Raw genomic sequence first — 19,018 nt, 5'->3', positions numbered from 1 at the left:
GGGGGGGGGGGGGCGCGGGGGGCGGGCCCGGGGCGCGGGGGGGGCGCCGCGCCGGGGGGGGGGGTGCGCCGGGGGGCCGCGCGGGGGGGGGGGGGCGTCGCGGGGGCGCCGCCCGGCGACGCGGCACTCCTGTCCGAGGATCGGTCTCCCACCTCAGACCCGCACCTGGTCGCGCAGCCTCGCGAGCAGCGCGTCGCCGATCCCGCTCACCTCCCCGAGCTCCTCGACGCTCGTGAACCTCCCGTTGGCCTCGCGCCACTCGACGATCCGGGCAGCGAGCACGGGCCCGATCCCCGACAGGGCGTCGAGCGTGGTCTGGTCCGCCGAGTTCAGGTCGACGGGTCCGGCCTCGCTGCCCGTCCCGGTCACGGGACCGGGCGCGGCAGCGACGGCCTCCCCCGGGCGTGGCACGACGATCTGCTCGCCGTCGACGACCTCGCGCGCCAGGTTGACGCCCGCGAGGTCCGCCTCGGCCGTGGCGTCCCCGGCTGCGGCGAGCGCGTCGGCCACGCGCGACCCCTCGGGCACGGTCACGAGCCCCGGCGCGGCCACCGCTCCCACCACGTGCACGACGACGTCGCTCTCCCCGGCAGGGCTCGTCGCCCCGCCGTCGCTCGCCTCGGTGGAACCCGACGCGGTCGCGGGCGTGACGCCGCCGTTCTCCGTGAGCCCGACCGACCCGGCGCCGCCCTCAGGGGCAGGCTCGGCGAGCGAAGCGACAGGCCGCAGGTCGTCCCCTCCCCGGAGGCTCCACGCGCCGACCCCGACCGCGAGCAGCAGGAGCGCGACCGTGGCCACCACTGCTGCCCGTGCGCCGACGGACCAGCGGCGAGGACCGCTGTCGGGCACGTGCTCGAACCCCGCGTGCGCCGTGGGATGACCGTTCGCCGCGGTGTACGCGGCGGCGACCGCGTCGAGCGCGCCACGTGTCCCGACGGGTTCGTCCGTCGCGGTCGCAGGCCCTGGTTCCGCGTCCCTCAACTCTCGATGTGAGGTCGAACGTAAGGGGTCGACGCTCGTCCCGCCCAGCCCTCGACCGTCGGTCGAGGGTTCGGTCGCCACGCCCGCGGACACGCTCCACCACGCCGGTTCCGGCCCCGGAACATGCCCTTCGTCGGGTCTCGGGTCCGGGTCGAGGGTCACGTGCGGGACGTCGTCCACGGGCGCCGTCCCCCGCGGACCCGATACCTGCCGGACCGCCGTGGGCCCGGTTCGCTCCCTCGGCACGCTGCGCAGCCTCCGCAGCCGGACCGCGCCGTCCTCGTCGGGCGGCTCGGCGAGCGGGTCAGCAGGTGTCGTGCCGGGCGGGCGGCGCACACGGGAGAAGGTCACCCGGGCACGCTAGGCGCGTCCGCTCCGGCCCGCGGAACATCGAGACTCCCCTGTGCGACACCAGCTCGCGCGCCTGGCTGTGCACGGCCAGGTACCGCTCGGAACCTCAGGTCGCGCGGTCCGCCACGACGATCGCCAGGACCCCCGGTCCGGCATGCGCACCGACGACCGCGCTCACGGGAGTCACGGCAGCACGCACGCCGGTCTCGTCGAGCAACCGCTCGGCCACCTCGGTCGCCGCGGTGTCGTCACCGAGGAAGTGCACCGCGAGCTCGGGCTCGGCACGCCGCTCGACCGACTCGACCGCGACGTGCACGAGCCGCTCGACCGCAGCGGACCGGGTCCTGACCTTCTGGATCACCTCGATGCGACCGTCGCGCACCGCGAGGAGCGGGCGCACCCCCAGGACCGTGCCGAGCGCAGCCGCCGCGGCGCCGAGCCGACCGCCGCGGCGAAGGTGCTCGAGCGAGTCGACCATGAAGATCGCGCGGCTCGAGTCCGCCACCGCGATCGCTCGACGGGCCACCTCGTCGACCGTCCCGCCCGCCGTCGCGGAGTCCGCTGCGGCCAGCGCCGCGAAGCCGAGTCCCATGGCCACGGTCCGGGAGTCCACGACACGCACAGGGACCGGCGACCGTGTCGCGGCGAGGGCCGCGGCGTGCACGGTGCCCGACAGGTCGCCCGAGAGGTGGATCGAGACGATCGATCGGGCCCCCGCGCGCGCTGCGGCCTCGTACGCCTGGACCAGTGCGTGCGGCGTGGGCTGCGAGGTCGTCACGCGCTGACCCGAGCCGATCCTGTCGGCGACGTCGTCGGGCGACATGTCGACGCCCTCGAGGAACGTCTCGTCACCGACCAGCACCTGCAGAGGCACCACCGACAGGGCCGGGTGGTCACCGGGGGGCAGGGAGGCGGTCGAGTCCGTGACGACGCGGACGGCCGGGGGCTTGGCAGGACTCATCTCCGGGAGATCCTACGTGTCGCGTGCCCGCGGTCGCACGCGGTCAGGCCGCGGGCGGCGTGCGTGCCCCGCGCGCTCACCCCGGTGCAGCCCTAGGATCCGAGACATGCCCGACGACGCAGCCCCCTCCCCCGCAGACCTCGCCGCACTGAAGGCTGCCGCCGCACGAGCGGCTGCCGAGGCGGCCGAGGCGAAGGCAGCCGCGGCCCAGGCCGCGCTCGAGGCAGCGGAGGCCGCCGCCGCGTCGTCGGCCGGTGGCGCACCGCCGGACACGGTCGCCCCGACCACTCCCGAGGCCGCTCCCGAGGCGAGCGCCGCAGCTGCGGACGCCCCGCCGTCGGGCACCTCCCCGAGGCCTCTCGAGGGCTACCCCGCCGAGGTCGCCGCCGGCTACGCCTCCAAGGGCGGGACGCTCGCGCTCGGCGCGCTGCTCGAGGCCCCCGACGCGCCGACCGGCGACCCCGTTCCCCGTGCCGACGTCCAGGTCGGGTTCTCGCTCGCGATGCTCAACCGGCACGGGCTCGTCGCCGGGGCCACCGGGACGGGCAAGACCAAGACGCTGCAGGGCATGGCCGAAGGGCTGTCCGACGCCGGGGTGCCGACGTTCGTCGCGGACATCAAGGGCGACCTGTCGGGGCTCGCGGTGCCCGGCGTGAGCGGCGAGAAGATCCTGGACCGGACCGCGAGCATCGGGCAGGCCTGGAAGCCGACCACCTACCCGGTCGAGTTCTACTCGCTCGGCGGGCTCGGCAAGGGCATCCCGATCCGGACGACCGTGAGCGACTTCGGGCCGCTCCTGCTCTCCAAGGTGCTGGGGCTCAACGACACGCAGGAGTCGAGCCTGGGCCTGATCTTCCACTGGGCCGACACCCAGGGCCTCGCGCTGCTCGACCTCAAGGACCTGCAGTCGACCATCGCCTACCTCACCTCGGACGACGGCAAGGCCGAGCTCAAGGGCATCGGCGGGCTGTCCGCGGCCACGGCCGGTGTCATCCTGCGCGAGATCGTGACGCTCCAGGCCCAGGGCGCGGACGTGTTCTTCGGCGAGCCCGCGTTCGACACGACCGAGCTGCTGCGCGTCGCGGCCGACGGGCGCGGGACCGTCTCGGCGCTCGAGCTGCCTGCCGTCCAGGACCGGCCCGCACTGTTCTCGACCTTCCTCATGTGGCTGCTCGCCGACCTGTACCAGGACCTGCCCGAGGTCGGTGACCTCGACAAGCCCAAGCTCGTGTTCTTCTTCGACGAGGCGCACCTGCTGTTCACGGGCGCCTCCAAGGAGTTCCTGCAGCAGGTCGTGCAGACCGTGCGGCTCATCCGGTCCAAGGGCGTCGGCGTGTTCTTCGTGACGCAGAGCCCCAAGGACGTGCCCGCCGACGTCCTGGCCCAGCTCGGCAACCGGGTCCAGCACGCGCTGCGCGCCTTCACGCCCGACGACGCCGCAGCCCTGCGAGCAGCCGTGCGGACCTTCCCCGTGTCGCCCTACGACCTGGAACAGCTGCTGCAGTCGCTCGGCACGGGCGAGGCCGTGGTCACGGTCCTGACCGAGAAGGGTGCCCCCACGCCGGTCGCGTGGACACGGGTGCGGGCACCCCAGTCCTCGATGGAGCCGGCACCTGAGACAGTGATCGACGGGATCGTGGCAGGCTCCCCGCTCGCCGCACGCTATGCCGTCGCGGTCGACAACGAGTCGGCGTACGAGCTGCTGACCGCACGCATCGCCGCGCAGCAGGCCGCGGCCGAGCAGGCCGAGCTGGCCGAGAAGCTCGCCAAGGAGCAGGAGGCCGCCCAGAAGGAGGCCGACAAGGCCGCGAAGAAGCAGGCCGACGAGCTCGAGAAGATGCGCGCCAAGCTCGAACGGGACGCGGCACGCTCCGGGGGCGGGTCCCGGACGGCGCCCCGGAAGTCGACCGCGTCGTCGGGGCTCGACAAGTTCCTGGGGTCGATGGCGACGCAGCTCGGCCGGGAGATCACGCGGACGGTGTTCGGGACGCGGCGGCGGTAGGACGCCGACTCCCCGGCTGCCGTCGAGTGCATGACTCGGCTGCGACTCGCAGGGCGTGTCGCAGCCGAGTCGTGCACTCGAGCGAGAAGCGTCAGGCCGGAACCACGTTCACCAGCTTCGGTGCCCGCACGATCACCGTGCGGATCCCGCGCCCGTCGAGCGTGCGCTGCACGTTCGCGTCGGCCAGGGCCAGCTCGCGCAGCTCGTCCTCGCCGATCGAGGGCGAGACCTCGAGCCGGCTGCGGACCTTGCCCTGGACCTGTACGACGCACGTCACGGTGTCCTCGACCAGGTACTCGTCGAGCGCGACCGGGAAGGGCTCGTGGGCCAGCGACTGCGGGTGCCCGAGGCGCGACCACAGCTCCTCCGCGATGTGCGGCGCGATGGGCGCCACCATGAGGATCAGCGGCTCGATCGCCTCGCGCGGCACGCGGTCCAGCCCCGTGAGGTGGTTGTTGAGAGCGATGAGCTTGGCGATCGCGGTGTTGGAGCGCATGTGCTCCATCTCGACGCGCACGTCCGCGATGGTGCGGTGGACCAGGCGCAGGGTCGCGACCTCCGCCGGCTCGTCGGAGACCGTCGTCTCGCCCGTCTCCTCGGACACGACGTTGCGCCACAGGCGCTGCAGGAAGCGCTGGGACCCGACGACGGCTCGCGTGTCCCAGGGGCGCGACAGGTCGAGCGGTCCCATGGACATCTCGTACACGCGGAACGTGTCGGCGCCGTAGGCCTCGTACATGTCGTCGGGCGTCACGACGTTCTTGAGCGACTTGCCCATCTTCCCGTACTCACGGTTGACGGGCTCGCCCTTCCACAGGTACCGGACCTCGTCGCCGCTGCCCTCCTCGACGACCTCCTCGGCCGGCACGTACGCACCGCGCGAGTCGGTGAACGCGTAGGCCTGCACGTAGCCCTGGTTGAAGAGCTTGTGGAACGGCTCGGTGCTCGTGACGTGCCCCAGGTCCAGCAGCACCTTGTGCCAGAAGCGCGCGTAGAGCAGGTGCAGCACGGCGTGCTCGACGCCGCCCACGTACAGGTCGACGCCGCCCGCGGGCCCGGCCGTGGCGTTGTGCCCCGGTCCGGTCCAGTACTTCTCGAGCTCCGGGGACGCCATGTGCTCGGTGTCCGCCGGGTCGAGGTAGCGCAAGTAGTACCAGCAGGACCCGGCCCAGTTGGGCATGGTGTTGGTGTCGCGACGGTAGGTCTTGGGACCGTCGCCCAGGTCGAGCGTGACGTTGACCCAGTCCTCGTTGCGGCCCAGCGGCGGCTCGGGCGAGGAGTCGGCGTCGTCGGGCTCGTAGGTGCGCGGCGAGTAGTCCGGGACCTCGGGCAGGTTGACGGGCAGCAGCGAGTCCGGCAGCGCGATGGGCTGGTCGTTCTCGTCGTAGACGATGGGGAACGGCTCGCCCCAGTAGCGCTGGCGGCTGAAGAGCCAGTCGCGCAGGCGGTAGGTGACCGTGCCGGTGCCGATGCCCTTGGACTCGAGCCAGTCGATCATGGCCCGCTTGGCGTCGGCCACGCCCAGGCCGTCGAGCGAGATCTCGTCGTTGGACGAGTTGACGATCTCGCCGTCGCCGGTCCACGCGCCCTCGTGGTCCTCGGGGGCCGCGACGGTGCGGACCACGGGCAGCTCGAAGGCCTCGGCGAACGCGTGGTCGCGCTCGTCGCCGCCGGGGACGGCCATGATGGCGCCCGTGCCGTAGCCCATGAGGACGTAGTCCGCGGTGAACACGGGGATGAGCGCACCGTTGACGGGGTTGACCGCGAGGTGGCCCGTGAAGACGCCGGTCTTCTTGCCCGCGTCGGCCTGACGCTCGACCGCGGTCTTCGCCGCGGCCTCCTTGCGGTACGCCGCGACGGCGTCGATCGGGGTCGCGTGACCACCGGTCCAGACCCCGTGCGTGCCGTCGGGCCACTCGGCCGGGACCTCGTCGAGCAGGGGGTGCTCGGGCGAGACCACCAGGAACGTCGCACCGAACAGGGTGTCGGGGCGCGTCGTGAAGACCTCGACGTCCCCGACGGGGCTGCTCCCGCCGATCGCACCGTCGATCGCGAAACGGACGTTGGCGCCCTCGCTGCGACCGATCCAGTTGCGCTGCATCGACTTGACCTTCTCCGGCCAGTCGATGAGGTCCAGGTCGTCGGCCAGGCGGTCCGCGTACGCGGTGATCCGCATGTTCCACTGGCGCAGGCTGCGCTGGAAGACGGGGAAGTTCCCGCGCTCGGAGCGGCCGTCGGACGTGACCTCCTCGTTCGCGAGCACGGTGCCCAGGCCCGGGGCCCAGTTCACGGGCGACTCGGACACGTAGGCCAGGCGCTGCGGGTCGATCACGTCGCGCTGCGCGACGCGGTCGAGGTCTTCCCACCGGGTACCCTCGGGGTGGCCGGGGACGGGCCGCGTGCCTGCGGCGTACTCGGCCACGAGCTCGGTGATGGGGCGCGCTCGGCCCGTGCCGCCGTCGGGACGCACCGCGTCCTCGTCGTACCAGGCCTCGAAGATCTGCAGGAAGATCCACTGGGTCCAGCGGATGTACTCGGGGTCGATGGTCGCGAACGAGCGGCGCGAGTCGTGACCCAGCCCCAGGCGGCGCAGCTGGCGCTTCATGTTGGCCATGTTGGCCTCGGTCGTGACCCGCGGGTGCTGGCCGGTCTGCACGGCGAACTGCTCTGCGGGCAGGCCGAACGCGTCGTAGCCCAGCGCGTGCAGCACGTTGTCGCCGCACATGCGCCGGAAGCGCCCGACGACGTCGGTCGCGATGTACCCGAGCGGGTGCCCCACGTGCAGTCCCGCGCCCGAGGGGTACGGGAACATGTCCATGATGAAGTACGGCGAGCGGCCGTCGGCGTGCCTGCCCTCTCCGTCGGTGAGGTGACCCGAGGGGTTGGCCGCGAAGAACGTGCCGCGCTCCTCCCACGCGTCCTGCCACCGGAGCTCGATGTCCTGCGCGAGGGCGGGCGTGTAGCGGTGGGAGGTCGTCTCGAGCGAGGCCGCGGGGGCGGGGTGCACGGGCTCGGCGGGGTTCTCGGGGGCGGGGTTCTCAGGCGTGCTCACCCCGCGAGTTTACCGTTCGGCGCGACGTCGTCGGGCAGCGTCGTCGCTGCTGGACGCCGGGCCGGACGGGCACGCGCCGGCCCGACGGCGCAGCCCACCCCGAGCGGCCCGGTCACCACCCGTCCGGGACCCCCGAGCGTGCGGCGACGGCTCGTCAGGGGAGGGTCACCGGGCCGGTGGTGCCGGCCACCGGCCCGGTGGGATCAGGACCCGTCGGGAGCTGCTGGGAGCGGCTCGGCTCCCCGCCCGCCGATCAGGTGCTCTGCAGGTAGGTGACGATCGTGGGTCCCATCTCGAGGAAGACCCAGGCGACGAGGAGGACGTACAGCACGGCGAGCAGGATCCCGCGGTTGTCGACGACCAGCCGCTTCACGCCCTCGCCGACCTTGAGGTACCCCTCCTGCACGGCGTGCACGACCTGGTACCAGAACAGCGGGATCATCGCGGCCCACACGACCATGCAGAAGGGGCAGAGCACGACGAGCACGTAGAGGCTGGTCCACACGAGGAAGAGGATGAGCCCCATCGCGACCGTCGTGACGGCCAGCATCGTGAGCCAGAACCAGCGCGGCAGACGCGCACCGGTCAGCACGACGACGCCGATCGTCATGACCACGGGGAAGGCCGCGACCCCGAGGTAGGGGTTGGGGAACCCGAGCAGGGTGCCCTGCCACGAGGCCATCGCGGGCCCGCAGTCGAGGAACGGGTTGAGCGAGCACGACGCGACGTGGTTCGGGTCGATGAGCTTGAGGTACTTCTCGATCGCGAGCCAGGCGGCTCCGACCAGGCCGACCGCACCCGCCACGACGAGCACCCACCCGAACGCTCGGGGCGAGAGGTTCTTGGCGTCGGCGTCGGGCAGTGCCGCACCGGCGGCGGGGCGCTGCGTGCCGGCCGCCGGGGTGCGCCCGGCACGGGAAGGACGGGTGGGGCTCTCGCTCACGAACCGCTCCTGAAGGGTCTGCGCGTGCTCTTCCGGCACACAGGTGGGCCCAAGGTACCGGCGAACTCTGAGGTTTGGCTGGACGTGTCACGGTTCGCCGGGTGTCGGCGTGAGCCGCGCTGCGCTCGTCGGCGGGCGGCACGTCGCGGGCGAGCGACGTCGTCGGGCGCCGTGCCCCCGAGTGGCCCGCCCGCGGGCGGCCGCCGCCTCAGGACGCGGCGACGACCTCCTCGACGGGCGCGTCTGCCGGGACCTCGTCCTCGCGGACGTGCGTGACGCGCTGGCGACCGAACGCCACGATGATCGCGAGCCCCACGAGCGTCAGCGCGAGGCCCGTCCAGGCCGGCGCGAGGTAGCCCCAGCCCGCGGCGATCACGAGCCCGCCCAGGAACGCACCGTTGGCGTTGCCCACGTTGAGCGCCGAGTGGCACAGTGCGGCGCCGAGCGAGGGGGCGTCGGGTGAGAGGTCCATGAGGCGGGTCTGGAGCGCGAGCCCCAGGATCTGGGAGGTCACGCCGAGCAGGAACAGGGACGCGACCGCGGGCACGGGGCTCTGGCCCGTGAGCGCGAACGCGACGAGGGCGGCCGCCGTGGAGCCGAACCCGATCCAGACCGTGCGCATGACGTCCTTGTCGGCGAGCCGGCCGCCCACGACGGTACCGAGCGTCATGCCGAGCCCGAAGATCGCGAGGACCACGGGGACCACGCCGAGCGAGAGCCCCGTGACCTCGGTCATGGTCGGGGCGACGTAGGAGTACACGGCGAACATGCCGCCGAACCCGATCGCGCCACCCACGAAGCTGATCCACAGCGCGCCGTTCTTGAGCGCCGCGAGCTCCTGGCTCACGCTCGACCCGGTGTCGCCGGACCCGGCAGGGACCCAGCGCCACAGCGCGAGGAGCGTGAGGCCGCCCAGGAGGCCGATGAGCACGAACGCCGCACGCCACCCGAGCACCTGCCCGGCGAAGGTCGAGAGCGGGACGCCGACGACGTTCGCGACCGTGAGCCCGGTCATCATCATGGCCACGGCGTGCCCGCGACGGCCGGGCCCCGCCACGGCGGCCCCGACGGCCGCCCCGACACCGAAGAACGCGCCGTGCGGCAGGCCTGCGAAGAAGCGGCCCGCGATGAGCCACTCGAGGCTGGGGGCTGCTGCGGACAGCACGTTGCCGAGCGTGTAGGCGAGCATGAGGCCCACGAGGAGCTTCTTGCGCGAGACGCGCGCGGCGAGCACGGTCAGGAGCGGCGCGCCGACCACGACGCCCACGGCGTAGGCCGTGATCGCGTGCCCGGTCAGCGGGATGGAGGCGTCGAACGCGGCGGCGATGTCGGGCAGCAGGCCCATGGTCGCGAACTCGGTGGTGCCGATCGTGAAGCCGCCCACGGCGAGCGCGAGCAGCGCGAGTCCCGCGGTCCGGGTTCCACGGGGTGCGCTGGTGGCGCCCGCCCGACGGCGGTCCGCGCCCGGGGCGGGCGCGTCGGAGCGGGTGTCGGTCGTCCCGGGCAGGCCGGTGCTGTCGACGGTCAAGGCGCCCCCTTCAAGGGTGTCGTTGCAAGGATCGAATCGTTTCGAGCGCAACGCCGGCGCCATCGGCAGCGTGATGCGGGAAGAACGTCAGTCTAGACCGGGGCGGGATCCGTGGCGAGAGGCGCGGGCACGACCCACACGCGCGACGCCGCAGGCAGGCCCAGGTGGACCGGGCTCGCGTCGCTCCCCCACGTGATCGCCATGGTCCCCGCGTACTCGCGTCGCTCGTGCACGCAGACCTCGGCGTCGAGCCCCAGGCCCAGCTCGGCCAGGTAGCGCAGCACGTCCGGGTCCGAGTCCGAGATCCGCGCCACGACCGCGCACGCCCCCGGGTCCAGCTCGGACAGCCGGACCGCCGCGGGACGCGGCACGAACCCGGACGCGGTGGGGATCGGGTCGCCGTGCGGGTCCCGCGTGGGGTGGCCGAGCAGGGCGTCGATACGGTCGAGCATGAGGTCCGAGACCGCGTGCTCGAGCACCTCGGCCTCGTCGTGGACCTCGTCCCACGAGTAGCCCAGCTCGGAGACCAGGTACGTCTCGAGGATCCGGTGCCGACGGACCATCGCGACCGCGTGCGAACGCCCGAGGTCCGTGAGCTCGATCGCACCGTAGCGCGCGTGCACCAGCAGGCCCTGCGAGGACAGGCGGCGCACGGTCTCCGAGACGGTCGAGGCCCCGACGCCGAGCCGGTCCGCGAGGAGCTTGGTGGTCACCGGCTCGTCGGACCACTCCTGCGCGGACCACACCACCTTGAGGTAGTCCTGGGCGACGGAGGTCAGGTCGAGGGGATGGTCCACGGCGACCACTCTATTTCACGGGCCTCCCCCGGCCCCGGAAGGACCGGGGGACGGACCGGTGCCTGCTCGCTGCGCGACGCCCGGCCCGCCCGCCTCGCCACCACGCGTCACCGGGCGACCAGCTCCACGGGCTCGCGCTCCGCCGTCGGGCCCGCCGGGGGCACCGCACGCGGACGGCGCGCCAGGTGTACGACGTACGCGACCGCGAACACGACCCCCTGGGCCACGACGATCGTCGCGGCGCTCGCGGTGTCGAGGTAGTAGCTCGCGTAGATGCCCACGACCGCGCACCCGACCGCGATCACGGGGGCGAGCACGAGCATCCGGGACATGCGGTCGACCAGGAGATAGGCCGTCGCGCCCGGCGTGATGACCAGGGCCACCACGAGCACGACCCCGACCGCCTGGAGCGCGACCACCACGGTCAGCGCGAGGGACCCCAGGAGCAGCGCGGACAGCCGGCGCGGCGAGATCCCGACGGCGTGCGCGTGCACCGGGTCGAACGCGAACAGCGTGAGGTCGCGCCGCTTGAGCACGAGCACGACGGTCGTCAGCGCACCCAGCACCACGACCTGCCACAGGTCCGTGTCGGTGATGCCCAGCATGTTGCCGAACAGGATGTGCCCCAGGTCGATCTGGCTCGGCGTGACCGAGATGAGCACGATCCCGATCGCGAACAGCGTCGTGAAGACCACGCCGATCGCCGCGTCCTCCTTGAGCCTGCTCGTGTCGCGCACCGTCCCGATCAGCGCGACCGCACCGACCCCGAACACGAGCGCCCCGATCGCGAACGGCACGCCGACCACGTACGACAGGACCACGCCCGGCAGCACCGCGTGCGAGACCGCGTCACCCAGCAGCGACCAGCCGATCATGATGAGCCAGCAGCTCAGGAGCGCGCACACGATGCTCGCGACGACCGCGACGAGCAGCGCGCGCTGGACGAACTCGTACCCGAGCGGCGCGGCGAGCCAGTCCCCCGCGCTCGCGAGGAGGTCGACGGGGTTCAACGGGCTGCTCCTTCGGACGGGGCGTCGGCGGCCGGGGCCAGGTCCGCGGCACCGGCGCTGTGGGTGCCGCCGTCGGCGCCCTCGCGGCGCGCCGACGCGAGCGGGTCGATCCCGAACGTGCGGGCAAGGTTCTCGGGGCGCAGCACCACGTCGGGCGGCCCGGTCATGATGATGCGGCGCTGGAGCAGGATCGCGTCGTCCACGAGGTCCGGCAGGGACGCGAGGTCGTGCGTCGAGACGAGCACGGCGCACCCCGCGGCGGCGAGGCTCCGCAGCACCGAGGTGATCTGGGCCTCCGACACCTTGTCGACCCCGGCGAAGGGCTCGTCGAGCAGCAGGAGCCGCGCGCCCTGCGCGATCGCACGTGCCACGAAGACACGCTTGCGCTGCCCGCCGGACAACCGCCCGATCTGCCGGTGCGCGAGGTCGGCGAGCCCCACGCGGTCCAGGGCGTCGGCGACGGCGCGGCGGTCCTCGGCGCGCGCTCGGCGCGTGGGCCCCAGGCCCCCGTAGCGCCCCATGGTCACGACGTCTCGCACGTCGACCGGGAAGGCCCAGTCGACGTCCTCCGACTGCGGGACGTACCCCACGAGCCCTTCCTTGCGGGCCGCGTCGGCGTCCCGGCCGTAGATCCGGACGTCGCCCACCTGGGTGACCCCGTTGCCGCGCGTCATGCCCATGACGGACCGGAAGAGCGTCGACTTCCCCGAGCCGTTGGCCCCGATGAGCCCCGTCACGGCGCCCGGGGCGAGCGAGAGCGCGACGTCCTCGAGGGCCAGCGTCTCGCGGTAGCGGACCGTGAGCCCGCGGACCGCGAGGGCAGCGGGCTCGGCAGACCCGGCACTCCCCGCCGACGGACCCGCCGCGGTCACCCCTGCGGGCGATGCCCCGCTCACGACCCACCCCGCAGGCCCTCGCTGATGATGCGCGCGTCGTAGGTGAGCAGGTCGAGGTAGGTGGGGACGTCGCCGTCGGGCTGCGAGAGGGAGTCGACGTAGAGCGTGCCCGCGTACGTCGCGCCCGTCTCCGCGGCGACCTGGCGCTGCGCGGAGTCCGAGACGGTCGTCTCGCAGAACACCGCGCGCACGCCGTTGTCACGTACGTGGTCGATCACGCCCGCGACCTGCTGGGGCGTGCCCTGCTGGTCGGCGTTGACGGGCCACAGGAACTTCTCGTCGAGCCCGACGTCCCGCGCCAGGTAGGAGAACGCCCCCTCGCACGTCACGAGCACGCGCGACCCGGCGGGCACCTGCTCGACCTCGGCGGCCAGCTCGCGCCCCACGGCCTCGATGCGGTCGGCGTAGTCGGCCGCGTTCGCGCGGTAGTCCGCAGCGTGCGCCGGGTCCGCAGCAGCGAAGGCCTCACCGATGTTGCGCGCGTAGACCGCGCCGTTGACGGGCGACATCCAGGCGTGGGGGTTGGGCCGCCCGTCGTACGCGCCCGAGGCGATCGAGAGGACCTCGACGCCGTCCGAGACCGTGACGTGCGGCGCGTCGAGGCGTGCGACGAAGGGCTCGAACCACTTCTCGAGCCCGAGCCCGTTGTCGAGGACCAGGTCCGCGCTCGCGGCGCGCCGCAGGTCCGCGGGGGTGGGCTCGTAACCGTGGATCTCGGCTCCGACCTTGGTGAGCGAGGAGACCTCGACGTGCTCTCCCCCGACCTCGCGGGCCATGTCGGCCAGGACGGTGAAGGTCGTCAGCACCTCGAGGCGCCCGACGGCGTCGCTCGCCCCCGCACCCTCGGCCGAGGTTCCGGCGGGCTCGCCCTGCGCGGCGTCGACCGTGCACGCAGCGGCGAGGAGCAGGGCCGCCAGGCCCCCGAGGAGACCTTTCACCCCTGTGCGAAGTTCAAAGTTCGGCATACCGAACTTTAACCACGAACGAGGCGTGACGTCGAGTCCCCGAGGCACGGGACGAGGAGGCTCAGGGGGAGACGGTTCCCGTCGAGGACGTGGGGTCCGGCGTCGGCGCAGCGCCGACCCGTTCGAGCTCGAGCAGCATCTCGACCGTCCCCGAGGGCTCGACCGTCACGAACGGCAGCTCGGGCAGGTTCACCCCGTAGTCGACGAACGTCACGGGGATCGCACCGCTGACCTGGACCCCGTCGCCCGAGCGCCGCGCCTCGAGCGTCACGGTCACGGGCTCGGTCACGTTGCGGATCGTCAACGTCCCCCGTGCCTGGACCGTGAGGGGCTCGTCGCGCTCCTCGATACCCTCGAGGTCGACGGGCTCGGTGAGGATGAACACCGCATCGGGGAACACGTCGGTCTCGAGCAGTCGCCGGAACGCGTCGTCGCGCACCACGCTGCTGCTCGCGATCGACGCCGTCCTGACCGTGATCTCGGCCCGGACGAGCTCGCCGCCCGTCACGACCAGCGTCCCGCCGACCTCCCCGGTCCGCCCCACGACCGTGCCCTTCTCCCCGCTGAGCACCTCCTCGACGCGATATCCCGCCTGCGACCCCGCGCCCACGGCCCAGGTGCCGTCGGGGTCGAACGGACCGGGGTCCGGGGTGGCGGTCGGCGAGACCGTCTCGCCCGGGGTCTGGAGCCCGAGCGGCGGCGGGGCGGTGCCGACCGAGAGCCGAGCGACCACGTAGGGTCCCGCGAGCACGATCACCAGCGCCGCGACGATCGCGACGAGGATCCATCGGGCACCTCTGCTCATACCGCGTATTCTGCCGCGTCCGAGGTCGGGGACCGGACCAGCACCGGTCGATTCACCCGCTCCGTCGGAGTCGCGCACGAGCCCCTCACTCCTCCTTCGCGGAGTCGTCCGCGATGGTCGCCGCGGGCGCCCCGTCGCTCGCACCCGCGCCGTCCGGGACGTCGGCCCCCCCGGTGTCGTCGGTGCCGTCGGTGCTCTCGCCAGCACCTGTGCCGTCCGGCTCCTCGGTGCCCTCGGCCCCTCCGTCGAGGACCTCCTCGGGCACCGGGACGGGGAACGCCTCGCGGGCGCTCACCTGCGCGGACCCGTCGGGGAAGACCTGCACGAGCTGCCAGTCGACGAACTCTCGCAGCACGGGGTCGAAGCGCAGGACGGTCATCTCCGCGACCCCCTTGAGCGGCCCGACGGTCGGCTCGCCCGACTCGGCCCCCGCGGTGCTCGCGTTGACGTACCGGATCCCCAGGCCGAACTGCTCTGGCCCGCTCCGACGGTGCGTGTGGCCCGAGACCTGCAGCGGGACGCACCCCGTCTCGAGGGCCTCGTTCCCGGCCCGCGGCGAGTGGACGAGCAGGAGGTCGACCCCGTCCTTCGCGTCGCACGCGGTCTGCGCGAGCCGCTCGGCCTGCTGGGCGGGCGTCTCGGGGCGGGCCGCCTTGGACCCGGAGCCGATCCGCGTCTCGAGCGCGTCGCGGTCGCCGAGGATGCGGACCCCGTCGATCTCGATCACGTCGCCGTCGAGGATCTTGACGCCTCGCTTGCGCTCCTGCGCCGAGGTCTCGACGCTGTCGTGGTTCCCGTCCGCGACGACCATCGTGGCGCCGTCGGGGACCGCGGACGTGAACGAGTTCACGCAGAACTGCTCGACGCTCGTGCCGTTCATGGTCGTGTCGCCCGCGTTGAGCACGATGCTCGCCCCGGAGCGCTCGGCCGCGGTCCGGATCAGCGGGGTCATCCCGATGTTGCAGTGCAGATCGCTCACCACGAGCATCGAGACGAGCTCGTCCTCGGGGGTCGGGGTGGGCGACTCGGTCGGCCCGCCCGTGGGGGTCGCACCCCGGCGCGCTCCGGCGTCGTCCGTGCCCTCGGTCGCCTGGTCGCCCTCGCTGCCCGACGGCGCCGCACCGGCAGGGTCTGCGGCCTCGCCGTCGGCGCCCGCCGCCTCGCCCGTGACGTCGCCGTCGACCCCCGGCTCGCCCTCCGCGGGCGGCTCGGTGGCCGCGTCCCGGGCGGCCTGCTCCTCGGCCTCCCGCTGGGCGGTCGCCGCCTCCTCGAGCACGTCGCGCTCGTCCCACGCGACGCCCAGCGCCGTGTTCGCGCGCGCGTAGAAGGCCTCGTTGTCCTTGTAGGCGTTCATGAGCATGCCGCCGTAGGTGTCGACGACCCCGGCGAGACGCCCCGTGATCCGGGCTCCCTCGAGCGGGGTGCCCGCGAAGACCGCCGAGGCCGGCCGCGAATCGGTGGCAGCGGGCTCCTCGGCCGACGCGGACAGCGCACCGAAGACGAGCGTGACCACCACGACACCTGCGGTGATCTCCCAGGTCCTCGGCGCGAGGACGTCACCGAGCTCACGCCGTCGAGAGCCCCCCAGGAGGAAGTAGAGACCCGTGCCGGCGGCCGCGACCACGAGGACCGCGAGGCCCGTCCGACGCGCGGCGTCGGCCACGAGACTGCGCGTGACCTGCTCGATCGTGTCCTGCGGACCGCCGAAGAACTGCAGGTATCCCTGGAGGTCCTGCGTGAGGGCCGCGATCGTCGTGGCCTGGTCGAAGGCCGTGAGGTCCGCGGGGATCTCCTCGACCGTGATCCGCGCGCCGAGCCCGGCGGGGAGCGGCGAGTCGATCTCGAGCGTCCCGAGCGGGCCCAGGTCGACCACCACGAGGCTGTCGGTCGACACCTCGTACCGAGCCTCGTGCGGCCCCAGGCTGAGGTTGGCGGTCGCGGTGGTCACGCCGAACACCACGCACGGGACGAGCAGAGCGATGGCGGACAGCGTGTAGCGGACCCAGCGGGGCGGGGTACGACGGGGACGATTCATCACCTCTCACCCTTGCCGATCGGGCGCCCGGATGCCAGCGGGCACGCTCGCCGGCATCCGGGTGAATCTCACGACCGCGCCGGGCGCAGGGCCACGAGCGCGATGACCGACGCCACGAGCATGAGCCCGAAGCCGATCCAGGACGTGGTCCCGACGCCGCTGCCGAACGCCTCGTGGGCAGAGGCGAGCAGCGCCTGCGCCTGCTCGGCCGGCAGGGTCTGCGCCACCTGCGTGGCACCCCCGAGCGTCTCCGCGGCCGCCGTCGCGTCCGCGGCGGGCACACCGTCGGGCACGACGACGTTGCGGTGGTACGAGGCCGTGAGGATGCTGCCCAGCACCGCGGTGCCGAGCACCGCCCCGACCTCGTACGCGGTCTCGGAGATGGCCGAGGCCGCACCCGCCTTGTCCGCGGGGACCGCCGAGACGATCAGGTCGTTCGACACGGTCTCCGCGGCGCCGATCCCGGTCGCGAGGATCACGAACGCGACTACCAGTCCGGTCAAGGTGCTCGTGCCCGCGGTCAGCGCGACCATCGCGTACCCCGCGGCGGCGAAGAGGATCGCGACGGCCACGACGTACGCCGGACGGACCTTGCGCACGACCCGGACCACCAGGAGGCCGGCGACGATCATCGCGGCCAGCCCGGGCAGCAGGGCGTAGCCGGCCCTGACGGGGCTCAGCCCCAGCACGAGCTGCACGTCCTGGGACACGAAGAACAGGAAGCCCACGAGCGAGAACACCGAGAGCAGGTTGATGACGACGGCCCCCGAGAACTCACCCCGGCGGAACAGCCGGACGTCGATCATGGGGTCCGGGCGCCCGAGCTGACGGCGCACGAAGGCCCAGCCCGCCACGAGGCCGAGCACGAGCGCACCGAAGGCCAGAGCGCTGGGACCGGACTTCGCGAGCGTCTTGATGCCGAGCACGATCGGCGCCATGGTCGCCATCGAGAGTGCGATCGAGACCACGTCGACGCGGCCAGGGTTCGAGTCCTTGGACTCGGGCACGAAGACCGGCGCGAGCACGAGGAGCAGCACGAGGACCGGCACGGCCAGCAGGAAGACCGAGCCCCACCAGGCGTGCTCGAGCAGGAAGCCGCCCGCGATGGGTCCGATCGCGTTGCCCGCGGCGAAGCCGGCGGCCCAGATCGCGATCGCGAGCCGACGCTCCTCACGGTCGGTGAAGATGTTGCGCAGCAGCGAGAGCGTGGGCGGCATGATCATGGCGCCGAAGAACCCGAGCCCCGCGCGCGAGGCGATGAGCGCCTCGGCGCTCGGTGCGTAGGCCGCGACCACGGAGAGCAGCGCGAACCCGACCGCGCCGACGAGCAGGAGCCTGCGCCGACCGATCCGGTCCGCGAACGAGCCCATCGAGACCAGCAGCCCCGCGAGCACGAGCGGGTAGACGTCGATCATCCACAGCAGCTGGGTGCCCGTGGGGCGCAGCGCCTCGGAGATCTGCGGCAGGGCGAACGTCAGCACCGTGTTGTCGATCGAGACGAGCAGCACGGGGAGCATGAGCACGGCGAGCGCGACCCACCGGCGGTTGCGGGTCAGGGGCGTGCCACCGGTAGGTGTCACGAGGTCCTGCGGTGCGCCGACGGGGCCGTTCGGGTCCCGGGGCGTCCGGTTGTCCTGGACGAGAGTCACGGGAGCGTCCTTTCACGTACGAGGACGGCTGGGGCGGCGCTGTGGCGCCGGACTGCCAACCGTCCAGACGGTATAGTAACCGTCCGGTCGGTACACTTTCAAGATGCCGCCGCCCCCCGCCGCTCGCGCCAAGGTCCTCGAAGCCTTCGCCACCCTGCTCGTGACCCAGGGAGAGCGCGCGACCACGCTCGACGCGGTGGCCGCCGAGGCCGGCGTGTCCAAGGGCGGACTGCTCTACCACTTCGGGTCCAAGGTCGCGCTGGCCGAAGGGCTCATGGAGCACCTGCGCGACCTCACGGCCGCCGACGTCGAGGCCATGCGAGCGGCCCCCGAGGGGCCCGTGGACTACTTCATCCGCACGTCGGCCGACTCCGACAGCCACTTCGAGCTCGTGTACGTCGCGGTCTCGCGGCTCGCGCAGGGCAGCTACCCGCAGGCGCGCGCCGCGCTCGACGACGCGCACGACGCCTGGGCCGGAGCCGTGCTCGACGTCGTCGGTGACCCCGTGCTGACCCGCGCGATCATGCTCATCGGCGACGGCCTCTACGCCCAGGCGAGCGAGCACTTCGCGAGCGGCGCCTCGCCCGCGAGCGCCGCGACCCCCGAGGGCGGGTCGATCGACGACCTCCTCGCCCTGATCGACCAGATGGTCGCCCTGCGCGCGCCGCGCGGCTGAGGCCGCGCGCCCAGCGCGGGCCGGGCCGGGTGGGCGCCGCCGTCGGGCGGGTGCTTCCTCCTGCTCCGGACATGCGAGAGGCGCCGTTCGCCCCCAGTGGCAACCGGCGCCTCTCCCTCCCGCACACCTCTATGCGGTACCCCCGCCCTGCGAGCAGCGCGGGGGATTCCCTCGTGCCTCGCCCGGGGCTCCCACGGTCCGTAGCGTGGTGCTTCCGGTGCGACGACGGTCAGGGGGCCTCCCGAGGGACGCCCACGAGCCAGTCTCCACTGTCTCGGCCCTGACCGCCAGGGTGACACGAGGCCGGAGGCCGGACGAACCGGCCTCCGAGCCGTGGGGGGTCCCGGGGGACGCCGCCGGTCGGACC

The 19,018-nt window shown here is 73.2% G+C and carries 14 protein-coding genes; 2 read left to right on the top strand and 12 right to left on the bottom strand.

The features are described from left to right. Window positions 1-153: 153 nt before the first annotated feature. Together ACFWFR_RS05710 and ACFWFR_RS05705 are read right to left on the bottom strand one after the other, a co-directional pair. Window positions 154-981, bottom strand: coding sequence for a ComEA family DNA-binding protein (locus tag ACFWFR_RS05710; protein WP_377621757.1), 828 nt, complete (start codon window positions 979-981; stop codon window positions 154-156). 457 nt (window positions 982-1,438) lie between these two features. Continuing rightward, window positions 1,439-2,293 (bottom strand): DegV family protein, encoded by an 855-nt coding sequence (locus ACFWFR_RS05705; protein ID WP_377621756.1) that lies wholly within the window; start codon window positions 2,291-2,293, stop codon window positions 1,439-1,441. 106 nt (window positions 2,294-2,399) lie between these two features. On the opposite strand from ACFWFR_RS05705, the gene ACFWFR_RS05700 reads away from it, so the two are divergent. Continuing rightward, on the top strand, window positions 2,400-4,295 hold the full coding sequence (locus ACFWFR_RS05700) for a helicase HerA-like domain-containing protein (RefSeq protein WP_377621754.1): 1,896 nt from the start codon (window positions 2,400-2,402) through the stop codon (window positions 4,293-4,295). A 91-nt stretch (window positions 4,296-4,386) separates the two neighbouring features. Here the strand turns inward: ACFWFR_RS05700 and leuS are convergent, their stop codons facing one another. From leuS to ACFWFR_RS05650, 10 genes are all read right to left on the bottom strand, one after another. Further along, entirely contained in the window at window positions 4,387-7,302 is a 2,916-nt protein-coding gene (gene leuS, locus ACFWFR_RS05695) for a leucine--tRNA ligase (protein WP_191805509.1), read from the bottom strand. 298 nt (window positions 7,303-7,600) lie between these two features. Continuing rightward, window positions 7,601-8,290 (bottom strand): vitamin K epoxide reductase family protein, encoded by a 690-nt coding sequence (locus tag ACFWFR_RS05690; protein WP_191805445.1) that lies wholly within the window; start codon window positions 8,288-8,290, stop codon window positions 7,601-7,603. A 208-nt stretch (window positions 8,291-8,498) separates the two neighbouring features. Next, window positions 8,499-9,818: an MFS transporter gene (locus ACFWFR_RS05685; RefSeq protein ID WP_377621751.1), complete on the bottom strand. Its 1,320-nt coding sequence runs from the start codon at window positions 9,816-9,818 to the stop codon at window positions 8,499-8,501. A 92-nt stretch (window positions 9,819-9,910) separates the two neighbouring features. Then, window positions 9,911-10,615, bottom strand: a complete 705-nt coding sequence (locus ACFWFR_RS05680) for a metal-dependent transcriptional regulator (protein WP_377621749.1) — start codon at window positions 10,613-10,615, stop codon at window positions 9,911-9,913. Between the two features lie 107 nt (window positions 10,616-10,722). Next, window positions 10,723-11,625 carry a metal ABC transporter permease gene (locus tag ACFWFR_RS05675; RefSeq protein ID WP_191805448.1) on the bottom strand — a complete coding sequence of 301 codons (903 nt, stop codon included), beginning with the start codon at window positions 11,623-11,625 and terminating at the stop codon, window positions 10,723-10,725. Further along, window positions 11,622-12,521, bottom strand: coding sequence for a metal ABC transporter ATP-binding protein (locus ACFWFR_RS05670; RefSeq protein WP_318244643.1), 900 nt, complete (start codon window positions 12,519-12,521; stop codon window positions 11,622-11,624). The genes ACFWFR_RS05675 and ACFWFR_RS05670 overlap by 4 nt, the downstream gene beginning before the upstream one ends. After that, window positions 12,518-13,486 carry a metal ABC transporter substrate-binding protein gene (locus ACFWFR_RS05665; protein ID WP_191805449.1) on the bottom strand — a complete coding sequence of 323 codons (969 nt, stop codon included), beginning with the start codon at window positions 13,484-13,486 and terminating at the stop codon, window positions 12,518-12,520. Before ACFWFR_RS05665 ends, ACFWFR_RS05670 begins: the two co-directional genes overlap by 4 nt. Window positions 13,487-13,547: 61 nt before the next feature. Further along, entirely contained in the window at window positions 13,548-14,291 is a 744-nt protein-coding gene (locus ACFWFR_RS05660; protein ID WP_191805450.1) for a YceI family protein, read from the bottom strand. An 85-nt stretch (window positions 14,292-14,376) separates the two neighbouring features. Then, window positions 14,377-16,326, bottom strand: coding sequence for a metallophosphoesterase family protein (locus ACFWFR_RS05655; RefSeq protein WP_377621764.1), 1,950 nt, complete (start codon window positions 16,324-16,326; stop codon window positions 14,377-14,379). 68 nt (window positions 16,327-16,394) lie between these two features. Further along, window positions 16,395-17,906 carry an MFS transporter gene (locus tag ACFWFR_RS05650; RefSeq protein ID WP_318244648.1) on the bottom strand — a complete coding sequence of 504 codons (1,512 nt, stop codon included), beginning with the start codon at window positions 17,904-17,906 and terminating at the stop codon, window positions 16,395-16,397. A gap of 172 nt (window positions 17,907-18,078) precedes the next feature. On the opposite strand from ACFWFR_RS05650, the gene ACFWFR_RS05645 reads away from it, so the two are divergent. After that, window positions 18,079-18,651 carry a TetR/AcrR family transcriptional regulator gene (locus ACFWFR_RS05645; protein WP_377617240.1) on the top strand — a complete coding sequence of 191 codons (573 nt, stop codon included), beginning with the start codon at window positions 18,079-18,081 and terminating at the stop codon, window positions 18,649-18,651. Window positions 18,652-19,018: the final 367 nt, after the last annotated feature.

This window comes from Oerskovia sp. NPDC060287 (genome assembly GCF_042726775.1).
Lineage (GTDB): Bacteria > Actinomycetota > Actinomycetes > Actinomycetales > Cellulomonadaceae > Oerskovia > Oerskovia merdavium.
Note: the sequence above shows the minus strand (reverse complement) of the source record. Positions and strands in the feature narration are given on the sequence as shown.

Bases quoted from the DNA above. Each gene is read 5' to 3' on its own strand.
- ACFWFR_RS05705 (WP_377621756.1), bottom strand. From the start codon at position 2,293: ATGAGTCCTGCCAAGCCCCCGGCCGTCCGCGTCGTCACGGACTCGACC.
- ACFWFR_RS05665 (WP_191805449.1), bottom strand. From the start codon at position 13,486: ATGCCGAACTTTGAACTTCGCACAGGGGTGAAAGGTCTCCTCGGGGGC.
- ACFWFR_RS05700 (WP_377621754.1), top strand. From the start codon at position 2,400: ATGCCCGACGACGCAGCCCCCTCCCCCGCAGACCTCGCCGCACTGAAG.
- ACFWFR_RS05645 (WP_377617240.1), top strand. From the start codon at position 18,079: ATGCCGCCGCCCCCCGCCGCTCGCGCCAAGGTCCTCGAAGCCTTCGCC.
- ACFWFR_RS05660 (WP_191805450.1), bottom strand. From the start codon at position 14,291: ATGAGCAGAGGTGCCCGATGGATCCTCGTCGCGATCGTCGCGGCGCTG.
- ACFWFR_RS05655 (WP_377621764.1), bottom strand. From the start codon at position 16,326: ATGAATCGTCCCCGTCGTACCCCGCCCCGCTGGGTCCGCTACACGCTG.